This window comes from Acinetobacter sp. SM1B, assembly GCF_003289665.1.
In the GTDB taxonomy this organism is placed as follows: Bacteria; Pseudomonadota; Gammaproteobacteria; order Pseudomonadales; family Moraxellaceae; genus Acinetobacter; species Acinetobacter schindleri.
In genome coordinates this window covers 428,357-449,733 of the sequence record NZ_QMBM01000001.1, presented here as the reverse complement: position 1 = coordinate 449,733, position 21,377 = coordinate 428,357, and the positions used below count along the sequence as shown (strand labels likewise).

Genomic DNA, 21,377 nt, shown 5'->3' with positions numbered 1-21,377 from the left:
CCTACGCCTATACAACACCATGACCGAACTTCCCGACAACATCCTTCACCTGCCGCAATACCAAGTACTGGGCTGCAAATCAACCGACGACGAAATGCACTTCCAGGTGGACGTGCCCGATCCCATCGCCTGCGAGGAATGCGGCGTGCAGGGTGAGTTCGTACGGTTCGGCAAGCGTGACGTTCCCTATCGTGATCTGCCCATCCACGGCAAGCGGGTCACTCTCTGGGTGGTCCGCCGCCGATACACCTGCCGGGCCTGCAAGACAACATTCAGGCCCCAGCTACCGGAGATGGTGGACGGATTCCGTATGACACTGCGGCTGCATGAGTACGTGGAGAAGGAATCCTTCAACCACCCCTACACCTTTGTGGCGGCACAGACCGGCCTGGACGAGAAGACGGTGCGCGACATCTTCAACGCCCGCGCCGAGTTGCTGGGGCGCTGGCACCGCTTCGAGACGCCCCGCATCCTGGGCATTGACGAGCTATACCTGAACAAGCGCTACCGCTGCATTCTGACCAACATTGAGGAACGAACCCTGCTCGACCTGCTGGCCACCCGCCGCCAGGACGTGGTGACCAACTACCTGATGAAGCTGAAAGACCGGCAGAAGGTCGAGATCGTCAGCATGGACATGTGGAACCCCTACCGGGCAGCGGTCAAGGCTGTGCTGCCCCAGGCCCGTATCGTGGTCGATAAGTTCCATGTGGTGCGCATGGCCAACGATGCCCTAGAGAGAGTGCGCAAGGACCTCAGAAAGGAGCTGAAACCGTCCCAGAGCCGGACTCTCAAGGGAGACCGGAAAATCCTGCTGAAACGCGCTCACGAAGTCTCAGACCGGGAGCGCCTCATCATGGAGACCTGGACAGGCGCGTTCCCGCAACTGCTGGCCGCCTACGAGCACAAGGAGCGCTTCTACGGCATCTGGGACGCCACCACACGGCTCCAGGCAGAAGCCGCCCTGGACGAGTGGATAGCCACCATCCCGAAGGGCCAAAAGGAAGTCTGGAGCGATCTGGTCAGGGCAGTGGGAAACTGGCGCGAAGAGACCATGACCTACTTCGAGACGGACATGCCCGTCACCAACGCTTACACGGAGTCCATCAACCGACTGGGCAAGGACAAGAACCGTGAAGGGCGCGGTTACTCCTTCGAGGTGATGCGGGCACGAATGCTCTACACCACGAAGCACAAGAAGAAGGCACCGACTGCGAAGGTCTCTCCTTTCTACAAGAAAACCATCGGTTACGGACTGCCGGACTTCGCAGAGGAACTCAACTACGGAGTCGATCTATCAACCATCTGAGGGTGGTATCAGATTGATGGGGTGAAGGTGCCCCATCAACCATTAAATCCGTATACCCGAAATTTATTGAAGCACCTGATCACATTTAAATAAGGATAAAAAAATGACAAGGATTGCCTTTCAGGATCTGTATGCTGAACCCTACACCCACTGTTACGGCTGTGGACGTGACAATCCACATGGTCATCAACTGAAAAGTTACTGGGACGTTCCTTTTGTACAGACTATTGCACATATTTTTCCCGCCTCTCATTATACCGGCGGTGTACCCGATCATCTGTATGGTGGCTTGATTGCATCTCTTCTAGACTGTCATGGGACCGCCTCTGCGGCAGCATTTAAAAGCCATACAGCTGGCATCGCCTTTGACGGTAGTGAAGCCTTAATTCGATGTGTTACTGGTAGTCTGAATATGCAGTTTATTCGACCGGTACCTGTGAATACTGAATTGATGTTGACGGGTCGATTACTGAAAATTGAAGGTCGAAAAATCCAGATTGCACTTTCTCTGTCTGCCGATCAGATTGAATGTGCAAAGGCTGAAATGCTCGCTATTCAAATTAAGTAGCTTCTGAGTTCAGAGGCTGATTGATAAAATTAAACAGATTAAGAAACGATAGCGGCTTCGGGTAAATCTTTCACACTAACTGGTCTACTGAATAGGAATCCTTGTAACTGCTGGCAACCCAAACGGGTCAGGATGTCTGCCTGTAACTGAGTTTCTACCCCTTCAGCAGTAACCTGCAAACCCAGCTTAATTGCAAGATGGATAATACTTTCCAGGATCATCTCTTCCTTGGAACCTGCGGTCAGGTCTGCAATAAATTCTTTATCGATTTTCAGCTCATTCACTGGCAGGTTCTTCAGATACAAGAAACTGGAATGCCCTGTACCAAAGTCATCAATTGCCAGCTGAATCCCCATATCACGCAAGCATTCCAGGGTACGCACACTGCTATCAATATGATGCATGGCTGTAGATTCAGTAATCTCAATCATCAAGTGATTCGGATTAATCTGGTAACGTGCTAACAGTTCTTCCAGATTTTTAAACAGGTTCTTATGTTCAAACTGCACGGCAGACAAATTAACAGCAATCGGAAAGAAATTCGTTCCTTCCGTTTCCCATTGATGAATCTGTTTACAGGCCTGCTCCAGTGCCCAATACCCCATCTGAATAATCAGGCCGGTTTTTTCTGCCCCCCGGATAAACATTACTGGTGATAACAAGCCCAGTGCCGGGTGCCGCCAGCGGATCAAGGCTTCAACCCCACAAATCTGCAAATCCTCGGTACGATATTTAGGCTGGTAATACAGCTCAAACTGGTGTTCTTCAACCGCTTTATACAGGTCATTAATCAGCTTGCTCTGACTTCTGGATTCCTTTTCATCATTACTGAAATTGAACAATGAATAGGTATTACGCCCCTGATTTTTGGAAGTCAGCATGGCTGAATCGGCATTAATCAGAAGATCCTGAACATTTTGACCATGTTCCGGATACATTGAAATACCAATACTCCCTGAAACATTAATCACCTTGCCAGCAATCGTAAAGCTTTCCTGAATCATGCTTAAAATCTTTTCAGCGACTTCAGCGGCCTGTTGTGGTTCTGCATTTTCCAGAATCAACAAGAATTCATCACCCCCAATTCGCAGTAATCTCGAGTGCTCATTGAGTAAACTATGAATCCGGTTAGCCAGCTGGATCAGGAGCTGGTCCCCCACATGATGCCCAAAGACATCATTTACTGCTTTGAAGCGGTCAAGATCAATATACAGAAAGGCAAACTGTGCATTACGGTAATGATGATCATTAAACAGAAAGTGAGAATACTCTGCCAGATAGAAACGATTGGGTAACTTGGTTAGATTATCCTGCACAGCCAGATTGGCCAGCTCTTTATTGGCCTCAGCCAGCTGACGATTGCGATGCTCAAGACGCTGTTCCAGCATGGCTACACAGAAACCGGCAACAAGAACCAGACAGGTAATGAAAACTACAGTAATCAGTAATTCGCGCTCAAGCGTGGACATTTCGGCCAAGCCTTCACCCACTATGGAATGAAAACTGGTCGCTGCCATCCCGGTATAGTGCATCCCGACAATGGAGAAAGTTAGCATCAATGCCACACCTGCTTTCAGCCAGAAGCTACGGCGAGCAATACTGCGATTCTTAAACAGCATCCAGAAGCCTAAACCAGCCCCGCTAATCGCAATGAGTACCGAACAGATCACCAGTACCGGATCATAGCGGATCACATAACCCTGCACCACCATACTTATCATGCCGGTGTAGTGCATGCCGGAAATTCCCAGCCCCATTAATACCGCGCCGAGTACCAGACGGGGAAAAGGCAGGGTTTGTCGTGTCGTCAGCCAGATGGCAAAGGTCGAGGCGATAAAAGCAATAATGTAAGAGGTAACAGTCAGTCCGGAATCAAAATAGGTATTGTCTGGCAAATGACTGGCGGTCATGCCGACAAAGTGCATACACCAGATAGAGAATCCTAAAATCGCACCACTTGTAACCAAAATCAGCTTTTCATATTTGGGAGGAGCTTTATCAAATAACAGCTGTTCAATTGAAATGGCAAGAAAACAAACTACCAAAGCTACAATGAGCGAGCCTATAACCAGATTAATGTCATAATGAACATGAATCATATAAGAGTCCTGTAGAAGCTTGCTTTCCCGAACTGCTTAAGCCCACATTGCATCTTTACCTGCCTAACTCGAGGGCACCCAAGAACATTGCTCAACCCATACACCCTTGGTCATACTTGACCCATAAAAAATTTTTAATTTATCGATACTTGAACCGCAATATTTAAAGCACAACAAAAACTATAATTTTACTACCTTAAATCCAAATCTGACAAAAATAAGAAATATGTGACATATTAAAAGTGTTTCAAGTTTTAGCAAATGGTTAAATTCATTCATTGACTAGAATTTAGCAGATCTAGATCACAACATTATGAATTTCAACAAAACAGATAGCATTTTTAACACTTATCAACTTTTTTCTTGCTTACTATTTTTCAACAAAAAATAGAAAAACAGCCTGCATATGCAGGCTGTTAGTCAAATTAAATTCTTCAATTCTGAATAACTATTTCGCTTTTCCTTGTAAACGGGCATAGTCATGCAAAACATTGGCAGCTTCTACAACAAATACTTCCTCTTCAGGGAGCTGCGGACGATCTTTAGCTTTCATCTTGGCACGTGCTTCAATTAATGCATCCATTGAGGCCTGATAGCTTTCCCAGTTTGGATAAGGTTTCTGACCGGTTGCTGCACGACGTGCATTTTCAGATTCCAAGGTCTTACGTTCAAGTTCCAGCAATTCCGCTTTACGCTGATTCAGATCCAATACTAGACGCTTTTTCTCATCAGTTTTCTTAGCAATCGCTGTACGTTGCTCAAGATACTTGAATTGTGGATCCAGATTGACACGAACCTGTGAGCTCTTGATCAGATCAGGTACATATTTCTGTACTTCACCTTCACGTTTAAAGGGTGCCGTCGGAATAGTATCCCACTGCAAGGCATTTTTAGCCTTACGCTCACCAAACTCTTCATTGTAAATATCGACCAGTTTGATATCCGGGACCACACCCTTGTTCTGGGTACTGCCACCAGTGATACGATAGAACTTACGTTGTGTCAGTGTAGCCTGTCCATGCGCCAAGGTATCCAGCTGTACTTGTGCAGTACCTTTACCTGTCGTGGTGCTACCAATGACAATACCACGTTCATAATCCTGAATTGCAGCAGAGTAGATTTCACTTGCCGATGCAGAAGCGAGGTTGACCATGACCGCCAGTGGACCGGCATAGGTCTGTGCACCGCCATCATCATCTTCAAAGACACTGACATTACCATTGCCATCACGAATCTGTACCACTGGACCAGACTTGATCACTTGCCCCAGCATACGCGCAACTTCTTCTAATGAACCACCTGGGTTATTGCGTAAATCAACAATAATCCCTTCAACATTTTTGGCTGAAAGTTCTTTCAGGGCATTGTTGGTATCTTCAGATACAGAACGATAATCTGTACCTGCACGTCGTGCACGATAGTTTAAGTAAAAAGATGGAATTTCTATCACACCATATTGATACTTTTTACCATCTCGTTGAATCTCGACCACACGGGTACGTACGCCAGCATCTTCTTCCTGGATCACATCACGGGTAATGGTGACATTACGCGCCTGTCCCAATGTTGCGCCAGCGCCCAGCAATTTCAAAGTAACTTTAGTACCACGTTTACCACGAATCAGACCGACAATTTCATTACTCGGCCAACCAATGACATCGACCATTGGTCCGCCATCCTGAGCGACCCCAATAATACGGTCACCGGATTTCACTTGACCTGATTTACTCGCCGGACCACCTTCCACAATAGTTTCAATCTTGGTGTAGTCTTCATTGCCACGTTCTGGGCGAATTGAAACCCCGACACCTTCAAGCTGTAAAGTCGTTTGGCGGTTCAGCTCCATCGCATCCACAGGTGGGAAATAATTGCTGTGTGGATCATAGGTCAGCATCATGGCATTCAGGGTTTTATCCAGCACATCATCGCTCTTGATGCGACTTAAACGTTCAAGCTGACGGGTATAACGCTTGGTTAAGGTTTGTGCCGGTGTCAAATCCTCTGGACCACTCAGATCCTGACCATTGGCCAGTTCTGGGTTATCTTTTAATGCTTTTTGTTTGGCCTGCTCTTCTTCTTTACTGATGGTCAGATTAATCAGCTGAGAAACCAGCATTTTTGACCAGTAAGCGCGTTGTTCTTCTGGTGTCTTGAAGAATGGTGCTTTCTCACGGTCAGTCTCAATATAAACATTACTTTGATTCAGGTTTTGAGGCTTTTTCAGTTCATCCAGCATAAAGGTATAAAACTGCTTGAGGCGTTCACTATAATGTGCATGAATCTCAAATGGACCAGCCAGATTGCCTGCTTTCAAGTTGGCACCAAAATTGGCAACATAACGTTTCTTATAGTTATCAATTTCAGGTGCCAGAAACAGACTATGCTCCGGATCCAGACTATCAATATAAAAATCAAAAATGCGCTGTGAGGTTTGAGCATCCAGACGCATATTCAAATAGTGCTGACGATCCACTAAAGTAGCCAGCTGTCTAGATACGAGCGCTTGTTCTTGAGATGGTTGAAGGGCTTTGCTTACGACTTCTGATTTTTCAGCAGCAATCGCGTCGCTCACCACATGGGTAAAAAAGAATCCGCCTGTCGCAACTGCAACTGCGCAAGCTACTGTTTGAAGTTTCATAAAAATTCGTACTTCCTTGGCCTTTTGACCAATTTAACCGTGTCGTTTTCCGATCTGAAATAAACGTATCCGCGATCTTAAACAACTTAATAAGTTTATGTTGTGTAGTTTTATCATATTCTGTGCAGTCAAAGTGTAGCAAAAGATTGCAGAAATCAGGTATTGTTTTCGCTGAAAAATTCTAATATGGACACCGCATATGATTGGCGCATTGATGCTCGACATCGCTGGCACTCACCTTACCCAGGAAGATATTGAACTGCTACAGGCTCCGCAGGTTGGCGGGGTCATTCTGTTTGGCCGTAATATTGAATCACCTGCACAGGTTCGCGCCCTAACGGATCATATGCGTCAAATTCGTCCGGATATTCTGATTGCAGTCGATCAGGAAGGTGGTCGCGTTCAGCGCTTGAAACAGGGTTTTACTTTACTCCCGGCCATGGGTCATTTTGGAGAACTTTACCAAAGCAAACCTGAACGTGCGTTAGAATTGTCAGAGAAATGTGGCTGGTTAATGGCGATTGAAGTGCTGGCAGTCGGCATTGATTTTAGTTTTGCTCCTGTGCTGGATCTGAATGACATCAGCGATGTTATTGGTGACCGTAGTTTTGCCACAAATATTCAGGACATCACTCCACTGGCAAGCGCTTTCCTGAAAGGTATGAAACGTGCTGGCATGGCATCGACCGGCAAACACTTCCCGGGTCATGGTTCTGTAAAAGCCGATTCTCATGTGGCAGCGGCCGTAGATCCACGCAGCTATGAAGAAATCCAGCAAAAAGACATGCAGACCTTTATTCAGCTACAGTCACAACTGGATGCCTTGATGCCAGCGCATGTGATCTATAGTCAGGTCGATCCTAATCCAGCCGGTTTTTCAGAATTCTGGATTCAAAAGGTTTTGCGTCAGGAACTTGGTTTTGACGGTGTATTGTTCTCGGATGATTTGAGTATGCAAGCCGCCTGTGTCGCAGGTGGCGCTGATGCCCGTATTCAGGCAGCACTAAAGGCAGGTTGTGATATGGGTCTGGTCTGTAATGACCGGGCAGCACAATGCCTGGCCCTTGAGGGAATTGTAGATTTACCATTGCCGAATCAGGAACGTCTGCAACGCATGCGCGGTCGTATTCCTCAGATTCAGATTCATGACGTTTTAGATCTTGGTGAAGAATGGCGTCAGGTTCGTGATGAAATTACAGGATTTAGAAATCAGGTGGCTTCATAAGCATATTTAGCTAGTACGATTCAGGAATACGATAAAAGGAACACCACAAGTGTTCCTTTTTGTTTATGATGTAAAAATACAAAAACTTATACAATAACAATAAGGTCAGGAAGACATGACACAACCACTCTCGCAACATCGACATATCTCTTTTACTGCGCACTATACCGGCTATATCTGGTACCAAATGGGAATTTCTCATCCAGTGTTTGCGACTGGGCGAGGTAAATTTCTCGCTGCATTGGTTCATCCCTTGGAAACCTGGGCTGAAAAGCACGTGGGCGGCAGTATGCGTACTACCTTAAAACAGCGCCACCAGATGATTGATGAACATCTCTGTCAGCTCATTACTCAGCACCCACAGCTACAAGTACTGGAAATTGCTTGCGGACTATCTCCGCGTAGCTGGAATTTCAGACAAAAATTTCCTGAAATCAATTACCGTGAACTTGATCTGCCAGATATGGCCAAGATCAAAACTCAGGCGCTGAAAATTCTGGATCAGGATGCACCAGAAGTCTTGACCGCTGATATTTTTAGTGAAGAGCTTGTCAATATTTTTCAGGTTTTTGATTCTGAACGACCACTAGTGGTCATTAGCGAAGGACTGATCAACTACTTTGACAAGGACATGCTGCACACCTTATTAAAAGGTATTACCGAGTATGGACAACGCTTTCCGGAAATTCATTACCTCAGCGATATTTACCCTGAACCGGTGAAGAACCGATTAGCCAGCTTTATCTGGATATGCAGCCGTTTACTGAAGTTTATGTCACATAGTGCTTTTACTTTCCACTTTAAGTCCCCCCAAGAATTACAGCAGTTTTGTCAGCAGACCGGTTTTATAGCGGTAGAAGTAAAACAGCCGCAGCGCTATTTTGCCCAACCTCAGCAGTCCAATCCAGCATCTGAGCAAGATGAGCATTTAGGTGATCTAGTCTGGATGATTCATGCGACCAAAAAAAACAGCGTTGAATAACGCTGTTTTTTTTCAAAGTATCTATTTAACTTTCAAATTCAGGCCGGGAGCATTCTAAACGACTGCATCCAGCACTTGTGCTTCAAGTAAAGCTTTTTGAGTCTGCACAAAACCTAGCAAACGTTCCGCCACTTCAAAACTACCGTGCTTAAACAAGGCACGAATCTGCGTTTCATCATGCTGGAAAATCAGGCATTCAATTTTGAACTCACCTTCTTCATCTTCCAGATGCAAAGCCAAATCCCTTGGATACTGGATGGCCTGCTGCACCTGCGCTTCTTCCATTTCAAATAAGACACCAAAGAAACTTAAATCCACAATAGTGGTAGGCAAACGCAGATCCGAGTGTCGATGGCTCAGGAAACGTTCTGGCTCTTGTACCGGAATACGGTCTTCACCACGACGTTCAAGTTTCAGCATCTGTTCCCGAGTAAAGGGAATAATCCCTTCCAGCTGATCTACGGGTTCATCACGCAGGAAAGTGGCGAACAGATGCATGGTTTCTTTACGGCGCTGCAGCTGCGGTACATGGTCGGCACTGGCAATCTGTACATACTGCATGTCTGGACACTGTAGGGCAAAGCCAGCATTTTCATGCGGCAGGGTAAAACTGTCATATTGGCCGCAAGCAACGAGTACTTTACATTGTGGAATGGGTACATGTTTCAGGCGTAATAGACGGTTGCAGTTAACATCATAACGATTCTGCTCAGTTGCGGTAAACTCTGCCATCTGTCTAAAAAACAGACGCTTGGCCGTCGGTGACATACGGGTTTCTTTTAAACGGGCATGATTGACCAGATACAAAATGACAGCTTGACCAAACTCGTCCATACGCCCTTCTTTCATCAGGTGCAGGGATTCTTCCAGCAACATCCGCCAGCTCTTGCGGGTCTTTTGCATCACCCCCATCAGGATCATGCGATCCACCAGCTCAGGACGCTGATCTGCCAAACAGGAAGCCACGACAGATCCTAATGACATGCCCAATACTGCAACCTTAGGCAAGCACATTTGCTCTAGCCAGCGCCCTAGCATGCCTGCGAGATCTTCCAGTTCCAAAGAGCCTGCAGAGACGCCAGTATCCACATTGGTGATCTGCTGGTTAGCGCCCATTGAAGGCAAGTCAATCAGGATGATTGGACCTGCAGCGAACAGCTGCTCTACACAGTATTTATAGGAATTAAAGTTCTGAAATGCCCCACCAATAATAACCATCGGTGTCATATGCAGGGTTTCAGGGCGGGCAATTGCCATATATTCAATTTTCCAGCCATCCATCCAGGTCGTACGTGGTGGCTGTTTAAAACTGTTTTTATCGTATAGATCAAAAAACGCATAGTGGCTGTGTTGCTCAATGCGGTGGTGGTCCATCTGGATAATGGAATTCATCTTCCTTTCCTCCATCCTTGCCTTATTTTTATTGTGCAAGCAATTATTGAGAGATTTCATGCTTCAAGATCAAATGTGAAAGACCTGAATACGCGTCCTACTCTTTATTTATTATTGAATTCGACATCAATGTCGCTGTCATTCATTCTATACAGAGGTTCTTTTTACAAGCAACTAATCTTGCAACCGCTTGTCTGCTTTTAAAGATAAAACGATTTCAAAATGTTTAACGATTGTAAAAGCACATGAAATTTAGCCAGCAGACTTCATTGTATCGGCTCAGGCTGTTAATATCAGAAGGATATTTCTAAGTGATCGAACCGCTATGCAAGAGTCTATTGAACAATATATGCAAACGGTAGGACAGCAGGCTCGTCAGGCTTCACGCGTCTTGGCGCGTGCGTCCACCCAAACAAAAAATGATGCATTGTCAGCAATTTATACTGCTTTAAAAAACAGTGAAGCTGCGATTTTGGCTGCCAATCAGATTGATATGGCCAAAGCGCATAGCAATAATCTGGACAGTGCTCTCCTCGATCGCTTAGAACTGACTCCCGCACGCTTCAAAGGCATGCTACAGGGCTTAAATGATGTGATTAGCCTGGTCGATCCGATTGGTGAAATTACCGATATGGCCTATCGTCCATCTGGTATTCAGCTGGGTAAAATGCGCGTACCTCTGGGCGTAGTCGGCATGATCTATGAATCACGCCCAAACGTGACCTTGGAAGCAGCATCTTTAGCACTGAAATCTGGTAATGCCATTATTTTACGTGGTGGTTCGGAAGCACTTGAATCTAACCAGGCCATTGCCAAAGCGATTCAGCACGGCTTGCAGGTTTCAGGCTTACCAGAAGCAGCTGTGCAAGTGATCAATACCACAGACCGTGCAGCAGTGGGTCAGCTGATTACCATGTCTGAATATGTCGATGTGATTGTGCCTCGTGGTGGTAAGGGCCTGATTGAACGCATTACCAATGATGCGCGTGTACCAGTAATTAAGCATCTTGACGGTAATTGTCATGTTTATGTAGAAGCACAGGCAGACTTGCTCAAAGCCTTACCTATTGCCCTGAATGCTAAAACTCATCGCTATGGTGTATGTAATGCCATGGAAACTTTGCTGGTCGATGAAAAAGTTGCAGAAGAGTTCCTGCCACGTATTGCCGAACTTTATGAAGAAAAGCAGGTAGAACTGCGTGGTTGTCCTGCAACTCGCCGTATTCTGGAAAATGCAGTACCTGCTTCAGAAGAAGACTGGTATACCGAATATCTTGGTCCGATCCTGGCAGTTAAGGTGGTTTCTGGCGTTGAAGAAGCGATTGAACATATCAATAAATATGGTTCACATCATACCGATTCAATCATCACTGAAAACTACAGTATTGCGCGCGAATTTTTAGCTGGTGTGGATTCAAGCTCGGTAATGATTAACGCCTCTACCCGCTTTGCTGATGGCTTTGAATATGGTCTCGGTGCGGAAATTGGTATTTCAACCGACAAGATTCATGCCCGTGGTCCGGTTGGCCTTGAAGGTCTGACTTCACAGAAATGGATCGTATTTGGTGACGGCCAGATTCGTCAATAACAATGCAGTAAAAAATCATTTTCAGCTCTGTTCGCGCAGGGCTGATTTTTTATAGAAGTGAATGAAGAAAATAAAAAAACAGCTCAGTGAACCTTCAGGTCACCTTTTATGAAGATTATCTTTGGAAATTTGTAGCTTGTTTAAATTTCCAGCAATTCAATGTATAAACTATAAAAAGTGAATCTGTTTAGCGTGCTTTATAAGGTTTATTGGCTCAACGCTATTTTGAATGAGGTGTGCTTTTACTACTATTTCATTGATAAATGAAAACGATGAACTGATAAATTTTAATTATAACTGGCAAAATGATCGATAGTGCTTAAGTCTAATCACCTAAAGTCTATCTAGGACAGAAAAATATCGCATGTTACAACTGCATCACTGATCTAAATTGCATCGCCTAGGCGCACAAAATAGATCAATCAAATGGATGAGAATTTTAATTAGAATCGGGTAAACAATCGTGTCTAAATCAGTATTAGTTATTAATTGTGGCTCTTCTTCAATCAAGTTTGCCTTATTACTTGAAGAACAGAATTTCCGTATTCACGGCTTAGCTGAGAACTTAGGCACAGAAAATGCCCGTATTAAAGGTGTGACTGTCGGTAATGAACCGGTAGACATCCATATCCCATTTGCAGATCATAAAAAAGCACTGGAAGTTGGTCTGGAGCGTCTAGCCAATTATAAACCAGATGCGATTGGTCACCGTGTGGTACACGGCGGCAGCTTGACTAAAGCCGAACTGATCAATGATGAAATTATTGAAAAAATTCGTGAAGCTACCCCGCTTGCACCGCTACATAATCCAGCACACCTGATTGGAATTGAAGCAACGCAACGCCTGTTCCCGGATCTGCCACAGGTTGCAGTATTCGATACCGCATTCCATCAAACCATGCCAGCACATGCTTACCGTTATGCTGTGCCTAAATTCCTTTACGCTGACTTTGGCGTTCGTCGCTACGGTTTCCATGGTACCAGCCATGCTTATGTATCTGAGCGCGGTTCTGAACTGGCTGGCAGCTTTAAACAAGGTGGCTGGTTAACAGCACATCTGGGTAATGGAAGTTCGACCTGTGCCGTATGGAATGGGCAAAGTGTAGATACTTCTATGGGCCTGACTCCACTGGAAGGTCTGGTAATGGGTACCCGTAGTGGTGATGTTGACCCAAGTCTGCATAGCTTCCTGGCAGCGAATCTGGGCTGGGACGTCTATAAAATTGACAGAATGCTAAACAAAGAAAGTGGCTTGCTCGGTTTATCAGACAATCTGTCTAATGACATGCGTACGCTGATCGAAGCTTCTGAAAATGGCAATGAAGATGCAACGCTTGCAATTGAAGTATTCTGCTACCGTCTAGCAAAATCACTGGCTGCTTTAAGCTGTGGTCTACCGCGTCTTGATGGTCTGTTCTTCACAGGTGGTATCGGTGAAAACTCAGCTTATATCCGTGAAAAAACTATGGCTTACCTGCCACATTTTGGCTTCAATCTCGATAAAGATGCTAATAATGTATTAAAGCGTGGTACTGAAGGTCGCATCGATAATGGTACAGGCCCACAAATCTGGGTCGTACCAACCGATGAAGAAGGCCGTATCGCCAAAGAAACCCAAAGCGTGGTTGAGCAGGAAGTGGAGAACACCACTGCAAAAAAGTCTGAACCTGAGGCTACGCTTGCTTAAGCAAGCGTAGGATTCCTATACCTTCTATTTGATTTTAGATATTTAAATACGCTATGAAGACCATTCTATTAGTTCCGACTGGGGAAGGCGTTGGTTTAACGTCTGCATGCTTAGGCCTGATTTACGCACTGGAATGCCAAGGTGTAAAGGCTGGTTTTGTCAAACCATTTTCTCAGGAAATTACGGATACGGCAGACCGTACCACTGCCCTATATCGTCATATCTCCAATGCAAAAACTGTGGAACCCATCAGCTATAACGCAATGATGCAACGTCTCAGTCATGGCGAGCAGGATGAACTTCTAGAAGATGCCGTGCGTCTGCATCGTGAAATTGCCCGCAATCACGACCTGATTATTGTAGAAGGTGTAGTGCCAAATGGTCGTGACAGCTTTGTCGATGAACTGAATGCTTCTCTGGCTCAGGCACTCGATGCCAAAGTGGTTATTGTCAGCAATGCCGATATCCGTCATCCAGTGCAAACAGCAGAAAAAGTTGAAAATCAGATTCGCAATTTTGGTGGTGCAAGCTCAACACGCCTGTCTAGTATCCTTTTCATGCGTACCAAAGGCTTACCTGAAGAATCTGCCCAGATTCCAGTGACCATTGATCCAGAATTGCGTCTGACTGCTGAAACTGAACAGTTTGTACAAGCTATTCAGAAAACCCATCCATATATCGGCTCTGACAAACTTCCAGTGATTGGCTTGGTTCCGTTTAGTAAAACCTTGAGCGTGCCACGTATGTCCGACCTGGCTGCACATATTTCTGTGCTATGGATCCATCAAGGTGAAGCGGCTCAACGTCGTGTTCAGCATAGCAGCCTGATTGCATCCAGCATTGAACATGAACTGCATAAATTTGTCGCGGGTGAACTGATCATTACTGCCTCTGACCGTGTCGATGTGCTGCTGGCAAGTAGCTTGGCGAGCTGTAATGGTATTCCATTGGCGGGGTTAGTCCTGACTGAACAACATCAGCCAAATGAACAGGTGCTAGGCTTCTGCCAGTCTGCAATTAAACATGGCCTGCCAATTTTACATACTCCATTAAGCACATTCGAAACTGCGCAGAAGCTGGCCAATCTTGGCAATGAAATTCCAGTTGATGATACAGAACGTGCTGATCAGGTTACCCGTTTTGTATCTAGCCATATCAATCCAGACTGGCTGATTCAGATGCTAAATGGCACCTACAAGCCACGCCTGTCTCCTTCTGCTTTCCGTCATGAATTGGTACAGAAATCGATTGCAGCAAAAAAACGCATTGTGCTACCTGAAGGTGATGAGCCACGTACTATTCAGGCCGCGGCTATCTGTCAGTCACGTGGTATTGCGCATTGTATTCTGCTGGCTAAGCCTGAAGCTGTACTGGAAGTTGCCAAAGCACGTGGCATTGAATTGCCAGAAGGTTTAGAAATTGTCGATCCTGACCTGATTCGAGACGACTATGTCGAAAAAATGGTAACGCTGCGTAAAGGCAAGCTGAATGAACTGCAAGCCAAAGAACAACTGCAGGATACTGTTGTTTTAGGTACGATGATGCTGGCACTTGATCAGGTGGATGGCCTGGTATCTGGTGCAGTTCACACTACTGCGAATACTGTGCGTCCAGCCTTCCAGCTGATTAAGACTGCGCCAGATTATTCACTGGTTTCTTCGGTGTTCTTTATGCTGTTACCAGATGAAGTATATGTATATGGTGACTGCGCTATTAATCCGGATCCGGATGCTGCGCAACTGGCAGAAATTGCCATCCAGTCTGCTGACTCGGCAAAAGCTTTTGGTATTGACCCACGTATTGCCATGATTTCTTACTCTACTGGAACTTCTGGTGCCGGTGCTGATGTAGAGAAAGTGGCAGAAGCTACCCGTATTGCCAAGGAACGTCGCCCTGACCTGTTGATTGATGGTCCATTGCAATATGACGCTGCATCGGTTGAAAGCGTGGGGCGCCAAAAAGCACCTGATTCACAAGTGGCTGGTCGTGCCAATGTCTTCATCTTCCCGGATTTAAATACAGGTAACACTACTTATAAAGCGGTGCAACGCGCAGCAAATGTGGTGAGTGTTGGTCCAATGCTGCAAGGCCTGAATAAGCCAGTAAATGACTTGTCACGGGGTGCTTTGGTGGATGATATCGTCTTTACCATTGCACTCACTGCGATTCAGGCGGATCAGCAGGCAGCCCACTAACCTGCCAACCCCATTCTCTATCTGTGCTTTCACCATCTAATGGACACATTGGATAGTTTTTTGTTTTTAGTTCTTAAAAATTGCATATATGAGAATGCCAGTCGATTTGACTGGCATTCTTTGATAAATCATTTGCTTTTCTTATCAACTTATACAAAGAGATATAAGTTAAAGAAAAGTAGTTTGACTTACATCGTGGTCCATTCATTACGGACATCATCGGCCGCTTTATTCAAAATGACCTGATCGCCTTTCACTTCACTGACCCAACTTAACGGAATCAGATGATGCTCATTATTTTCGTCATCACTTCTTGTTAATTTAATTGAATCTTGACCTTCTAAATGGTCCACTTTTCCAACTTGTGTTCCGTCTGAAGCAATTACTGATGCATGTTCCTTGATGTCACTTGGATTTACTGTAGTCATTACAATTGCCCTATTATTAATAGAAGTTGAGAGAAATCAGTCTAGGCAATAAAAATTCGACTGTGTGTAAGGGTTATCAGGCTTTGAGTATTACTGGGTTAATAGTGTAATGATAAAAATACAGTGTGTTTCAACAAGTGAGTAGCGTAACGAATTGATGGAAAGATTTAGGGGATTGTCTGTTCAGAGAAATATGGGAATAATTTTTTTAGCATAAAAAAAGAAGATTAAGCTTAGGCTTGATCTTCTTTCTGACCGTACATCCAAGTCGCCGCGATATATACACAAAAACCGCTAGCCATCAAAATACCTGTAACCATTGTCTTAGGATCTCTTCGTTTCGATGTGTGCATTATGCGAAAGTTTTATGACAGTTATATGACAATATACGAAGTATTTTATTTTTAAAATAATTATTAATTTCAATTATTTGAAAAAATAAATACTATTTTTTGGGTTTTATAACATGAAATATGACAGTTATTATGACAATTTTTACTCAAATTATAACGCCGTAGACTTTATCTCTAGGCAGTTAAACGAGTATTAAACTTTCGCCCAAAAGCCCTTTAAAACGTCCCACAACTTTTATGTTTTGTCATATAATTTAGCCCGCTAGCTATCAGCCCGCTCAAGAGATTTTTGTATGACAACTATTATCAAGCAAGATGACTTGATCACATCGGTTAAAGATGCGCTTCAGTTCATTTCTTACTACCATCCACAAGATTTCATCCAGGCGATGAGTCGTGCGTATGACCGTGAAGAAAACAAAGCGGCTAAAGATGCGATCGCGCAAATCTTAATTAACTCTCGTATGTGTGCAGAAGGCCACCGCCCAATCTGCCAGGATACCGGTATCGTAAACGTATTCGTTGAAGTGGGCATGGACGTTAAATTCGATTTAACGATGAGCTTAGACGATGCGATCAACGAAGGTGTACGTCAAGGTTACCTAGAAAATTCTAATGTCTTGCGTGCGTCTGTACTTGCTGACCCTGCATTCGGTCGTAAGAATACGAAAGACAACACCCCTGCTGTGATCTACCACAAACTTGTTCCAGGTAATAAAGTTGACATTACTGTTGCAGCGAAAGGTGGCGGCTCAGAAAACAAATCTAAACTGGCAATGCTTAACCCATCTGACTCAATCGTGGATTGGGTACTAAAAACTGTTCCAACAATGGGTGCAGGCTGGTGTCCACCAGGTATGCTGGGTATTGGTATCGGTGGTACTGCTGAAAAAGCCATGATGCTTGCAAAAGAAGCATTGATGGAAGAGATCAACATGGACGAACTTCTTCGTCGTGGTCCACAAAATAAACTTGAAGAACTTCGTATCGAAATCTTTGAAAAAGTAAATGCTCTGGGTATCGGTGCGCAAGGTCTTGGCGGTTTAACCACTGTTCTCGACATTAAAATCAAAGATTACCCATGTCACGCTGCGGGCAAACCAGTCGGCATGATTCCGAACTGTGCTGCAACGCGTCATGCACACTTCACGCTTGATGGTTCAGGTGTTGCAAACATTATTGCACCGAAACTTGAAGACTATCCTGAAGTAACTTGGGATTCATCATCATCTAAACGTGTTGACCTAGACACGATTACTCAAGAAGAAATGAATGCTTGGAAACCAGGCGATACCCTACTTCTTAACGGTACAATCTATACAGGTCGCGACGCGGCTCACAAACGTATGGTTGACATGTTGAACAACGGTGAAGAGCTTCCTGTCGATCTTAAAGGCAAGTTCATCTACTACGTAGGTCCTGTAGATCCAGTAGGCGACGAAGTTGTAGGTCCTGCTGGTCCAACCACGGCTACACGTATGGATAAATTTACACGTCAAGTACTTGAAGCAACTGGCATGTTTGGCATGATTGGTAAAGCGGATCGTGGCCCTGCTGCTGTTGAAGCCATCAAAGACAACAAAGCGACTTACCTCATGGCTGTGGGTGGTGCTGCATACTTAGTATCTAAAGCCATTCGTGAAGCTGAAGTGGTTGCATTTGCTGACCTGGGTATGGAAGCAATCTACAAGTTCGTGGTGAAAGACATGCCTGTATCTGTTGCGGTTGACGTAAACGGTACTTCTGTACACGCAACTGCACCAAAAATCTGGCAAGCTAAAATTGGCAAGATTCCAGTAGTTGACGCTGCTGCAGGCTAATTTAATCTGCAATAAAAAAGCATCCTTGATGGGTGCTTTTTTATTGCGCTCTTTTCCTATAAAAGTTTAATTACCAAGTACGCGGATCCCATAACTTAAATGGCGTAGTCAATTGTACGTCTTCAGTTGGATCATATTCGATGGCTTTAATTTTCTGGGCTTTCTTGCGAAGTTTCCCCGTTTCCTGATCTTGGGCAACAAAGTTAAAACTATCCGACTTAAGCTGGGTAAATGCAATTTCATTTAAACCGACAGTTTCAGGCATCAGCATTAATGGGCCTGTAGCTGTACGGCGAGTCGTTATATTTTCTTCATCATATTTAATGAAGTAAGATCTGCCGGATTCCACGCTAAAATCCAGATATTTCGGTTTCTGGAAATGCAGTGCACCGAGCGGACGGCTGGTACTTAGACGATACGTACCTGGTGGCAGCTCAACCCAGTAATAATGATTATGCAACAGACTTGGAATACGTTCCTGATTGATAAAGATACTGGCAGCCACAATTTCCTGGCGGTTCCATTTCGAATCTGGACGATATAAGTAAACCATTGCCGCCTGTTCATGCTGCGGCTTCACTGGTGCAAAACGTTGACCCAGCTTTTGATTAACCCATCCACCAATCGTGAACATGCCTACCTTATGCTGCTCGACAAACCCCGGTTTTTTGTTTAGATCGATATTTTTCAGTGTTGATGTCAGTTGCTGTTCCTGAACAGCGTGCTTCGAATGACACCCCATCAAGGCTAAACTGCTGATGAGTACAATTGCGGCTCCACGCATGCTTATCCCTCACTGCGTCTTTATTATTTTATGTACATTTTTATAAATTTATATGAATGATCAGGCGTCCACGCCTAAGAAACGAGATTAACATTGTGATTTATTTTTGAAAATAAAAAACGTGCGAAAACAGTTCATTTTCGCACGTTTCAGACGAACAGCAGTTAAGCAGACTTGCTATTTACTACCTTTAAGTCTGCCTTGGGAGTAGCAGTCTGTTCAATAGCGGCCTGACGTTCCGGACGGAATTCCGGTTTAGCCTCGCCATTGATCACAGCCTCACTCACTACCACAGTACCAACATCGGTACGGCTTGGCAGGTCATACATGGTTTCAAGCAATGAGTTCTCAAGAATAGAACGCAGACCACGCGCACCTGTATTACGTTCTAGGGCTTTTTTCGCCACAGCGCGTAATGCAGAATCTTCAAAGACCAGGTCTACATTTTCCATATCGAACAGATGCTTATACTGACGAGTTAAGGCATTCTTCGGCTCAGTCAGGATTTGCATCAAAGCTTCTTCATCCAGCTCATCCAGCGTTGCGATCACTGGCAGACGGCCAATGAATTCTGGAATCAGACCGAATTTCACCAGGTCAGTTGCTTCAACTTGGCGGAACAGGTCAGATAGCTTCTTAGTTTCCTCTTTATTGCGTACTTCTGCAGTAAAGCCGATACCGCCCTTCTCCTGACGTTGCTGCACAATTTTCTCAAGTCCTGAGAATGCACCACCACAGATAAACAGGATATTTGAAGTATCAATCTGAATAAATTCTTGCTGCGGATGCTTACGACCACCTTGTGGAGGAATTGAAGCAACCGTACCTTCGATCATTTTTAATAACGCTTGCTGCACGCCTTCACCCGATACATCACGTGTAATGGATGGGTTTTCAGACTTACGGGTAATCTTGTCGATTTCATCGATATAGATAATACCCTTTTGCGCTTTCTCGACATCATAATCAGCTTTTTGCAGCAGCTTCTGTACAATGTTTTCAACGTCTTCACCGACATAACCTGCTTCGGTTAAGGTCGTTGCATCTGCCATGGCAAATGGTACATCTAGCAACCGTGCAAGGGTTTGTGCCAGTAAGGTTTTACCCGAACCTGTTGGACCGACCAGCAAAATATTACTTTTGGCAATTTCAACGCTGTCATCAGCTTTTTTACCATTGGTCTGCACTTTTAAACGCTTGTAATGGTTATATACCGCAACAGATAACGTCTTTTTCGCTACGTCCTGACCAATTACATATTGATCTAGCGCCGCACGGATCTCATGCGGTTTCGGCAAAGGACGATTCGCCCAGTCATTGGTTTCTACCTGTTGACTGGTCTGAACCAGATCCAAGCATACGTCTACACATTCATTACAGATGTAGGCGTCTTCGCCAGCAATCAGCTTGCCGACTTCAGACTGCGTTTTACCGCAGAATGAACAATGCTTTTGTCCTTGAGTATGTTCGGACATAGTCTCTCCAATATCTCAATCTTTCAAACTTATGGACGTTTCGTTAGAACTTCGTCCACGAGACCATATTCTTTCGCTTGCTGAGCAGTCATGAAGTTATCACGGTCAGTATCACGCGCGACTTTATCAAAGTCCTGGCCACTGTGTTCTGCCATCAGACGGTTTAAACGCTCTCTGATAAACAGGATTTCACGGGCATGGATTTCAATATCAGATGCCTGACCCTTAAAACCACCCAATGGCTGGTGAATCATGACACGGGCATTTTCAAGGCAATAACGTTTGCCTTTTGCGCCCGCATTTAGCAGAAATGCACCCATTGAGGCAGCCTGACCCATACAATAAGTCACAACATCCGGCTTAATGAATTGCATGGTATCGTAAATCGCCATACCTGCAGTCACCGAACCGCCTGGCGAGTTAATATATAGATGAATATCCTTGTCAGGATTTTCAGCTTCTAAAAACAGCATTTGCGCAACAATCAAGTTGGCCATGTTGTCTTCAACTTCACCAGTCAAGAAAATTACCCGCTCACGTAAAAGACGTGAATAAATATCAAAAGAACGCTCACCACGAGATGATTGTTCTACCACCATTGGAACTAAAGCGTTTTCAATCGCTGGAACATACATACGTTTATTTATTCCTAAATTTTTTGTGACTTAACCCATAATTACAATATGAGGGATAATGATCTAAATTGCAAAAAAATCGCCATGAATTCCATGATATTTTTTGCATTAGTTTTGTGAAAAACGGATTAGGTCATAGAAAGCTAAAGTATAGGACTTACGCATTGACAGATTCAAAAAAGTATTAAAATACTTTATA

The 21,377-nt window shown here is 44.7% G+C and carries 15 protein-coding genes; 8 read left to right on the top strand and 7 right to left on the bottom strand.

The window, feature by feature from the left end; translation table 11 throughout:
• The first annotated feature begins 19 nt into the window (after positions 1 to 19).
• Both C8322_RS02205 and C8322_RS02195 read left to right on the top strand, forming a co-directional pair.
• On the top strand, positions 20 to 1,309 hold the full coding sequence (locus C8322_RS02205) for an ISL3-like element ISPpu12 family transposase (RefSeq protein ID WP_034424732.1): 1,290 nt from the start codon (positions 20 to 22) through the stop codon (positions 1,307 to 1,309).
• Positions 1,310 to 1,412: 103 nt separating this feature from the next.
• Positions 1,413 to 1,877, top strand: a complete 465-nt coding sequence (locus C8322_RS02195; protein ID WP_004813176.1) for a PaaI family thioesterase — start codon at positions 1,413 to 1,415, stop codon at positions 1,875 to 1,877.
• Between the two features lie 38 nt (positions 1,878 to 1,915).
• Here C8322_RS02195 and C8322_RS02190 read toward each other — a convergent pair whose 3' ends face one another.
• Together C8322_RS02190 and C8322_RS02185 are read right to left on the bottom strand one after the other, a co-directional pair.
• The gene (locus tag C8322_RS02190) at positions 1,916 to 3,976 is read right to left on the bottom strand and encodes an EAL domain-containing protein (RefSeq protein WP_111810327.1); all 2,061 of its coding nucleotides are present in this window, start codon (positions 3,974 to 3,976) and stop codon (positions 1,916 to 1,918) included.
• 448 nt (positions 3,977 to 4,424) lie between these two features.
• Positions 4,425 to 6,614, bottom strand: a complete 2,190-nt coding sequence (locus C8322_RS02185) for a carboxy terminal-processing peptidase (RefSeq protein WP_111810326.1) — start codon at positions 6,612 to 6,614, stop codon at positions 4,425 to 4,427.
• 199 nt (positions 6,615 to 6,813) lie between these two features.
• Here C8322_RS02185 and nagZ point away from each other — a divergent pair, with 199 nt between their 5' ends.
• Positions 6,814 to 7,839 (top strand): beta-N-acetylhexosaminidase, encoded by a 1,026-nt coding sequence (gene nagZ / locus C8322_RS02180; protein WP_103800317.1) that lies wholly within the window; start codon positions 6,814 to 6,816, stop codon positions 7,837 to 7,839.
• A gap of 115 nt (positions 7,840 to 7,954) precedes the next feature.
• Positions 7,955 to 8,821, top strand: a complete 867-nt coding sequence (locus C8322_RS02175; protein WP_103800316.1) for a class I SAM-dependent methyltransferase — start codon at positions 7,955 to 7,957, stop codon at positions 8,819 to 8,821.
• Between the two features lie 54 nt (positions 8,822 to 8,875).
• Here the strand turns inward: C8322_RS02175 and C8322_RS02170 are convergent, their stop codons facing one another.
• Entirely contained in the window at positions 8,876 to 10,213 is a 1,338-nt protein-coding gene (locus C8322_RS02170; RefSeq protein ID WP_008302009.1) for an alpha/beta fold hydrolase, read from the bottom strand.
• Between the two features lie 325 nt (positions 10,214 to 10,538).
• Here C8322_RS02170 and C8322_RS02165 point away from each other — a divergent pair, with 325 nt between their 5' ends.
• From C8322_RS02165 to pta, 3 genes are all read left to right on the top strand, one after another.
• On the top strand, positions 10,539 to 11,801 hold the full coding sequence (locus C8322_RS02165; protein WP_004813189.1) for a glutamate-5-semialdehyde dehydrogenase: 1,263 nt from the start codon (positions 10,539 to 10,541) through the stop codon (positions 11,799 to 11,801).
• Between the two features lie 463 nt (positions 11,802 to 12,264).
• Positions 12,265 to 13,488: an acetate/propionate family kinase gene (locus C8322_RS02160; RefSeq protein ID WP_071320597.1), complete on the top strand. Its 1,224-nt coding sequence runs from the start codon at positions 12,265 to 12,267 to the stop codon at positions 13,486 to 13,488.
• Positions 13,489 to 13,541: 53 nt separating this feature from the next.
• Positions 13,542 to 15,683, top strand: coding sequence for a phosphate acetyltransferase (gene pta / locus C8322_RS02155; RefSeq protein ID WP_111810325.1), 2,142 nt, complete (start codon positions 13,542 to 13,544; stop codon positions 15,681 to 15,683).
• Between the two features lie 188 nt (positions 15,684 to 15,871).
• Here pta and C8322_RS02150 read toward each other — a convergent pair whose 3' ends face one another.
• Positions 15,872 to 16,111, bottom strand: a complete 240-nt coding sequence (locus C8322_RS02150) for a DUF2171 domain-containing protein (RefSeq protein WP_004813194.1) — start codon at positions 16,109 to 16,111, stop codon at positions 15,872 to 15,874.
• Positions 16,112 to 16,757: 646 nt separating this feature from the next.
• Here C8322_RS02150 and C8322_RS02145 point away from each other — a divergent pair.
• Positions 16,758 to 18,284, top strand: a complete 1,527-nt coding sequence (locus C8322_RS02145; protein ID WP_004813196.1) for a fumarate hydratase — start codon at positions 16,758 to 16,760, stop codon at positions 18,282 to 18,284.
• 70 nt (positions 18,285 to 18,354) lie between these two features.
• Here C8322_RS02145 and C8322_RS02140 read toward each other — a convergent pair whose 3' ends face one another.
• The 3 genes from C8322_RS02140 to clpP all read right to left on the bottom strand — a co-directional run bounded on the left by C8322_RS02140 (position 18,355) and on the right by clpP (position 21,178).
• Positions 18,355 to 19,068: a DUF2846 domain-containing protein gene (locus tag C8322_RS02140; protein ID WP_004813198.1), complete on the bottom strand. Its 714-nt coding sequence runs from the start codon at positions 19,066 to 19,068 to the stop codon at positions 18,355 to 18,357.
• A gap of 164 nt (positions 19,069 to 19,232) precedes the next feature.
• Positions 19,233 to 20,543 carry an ATP-dependent protease ATP-binding subunit ClpX gene (gene clpX / locus C8322_RS02135; RefSeq protein WP_004813200.1) on the bottom strand — a complete coding sequence of 437 codons (1,311 nt, stop codon included), beginning with the start codon at positions 20,541 to 20,543 and terminating at the stop codon, positions 19,233 to 19,235.
• A 29-nt stretch (positions 20,544 to 20,572) separates the two neighbouring features.
• Positions 20,573 to 21,178 (bottom strand): ATP-dependent Clp endopeptidase proteolytic subunit ClpP, encoded by a 606-nt coding sequence (clpP, locus tag C8322_RS02130; protein ID WP_004813202.1) that lies wholly within the window; start codon positions 21,176 to 21,178, stop codon positions 20,573 to 20,575.
• Positions 21,179 to 21,377 lie beyond the last annotated feature (199 nt).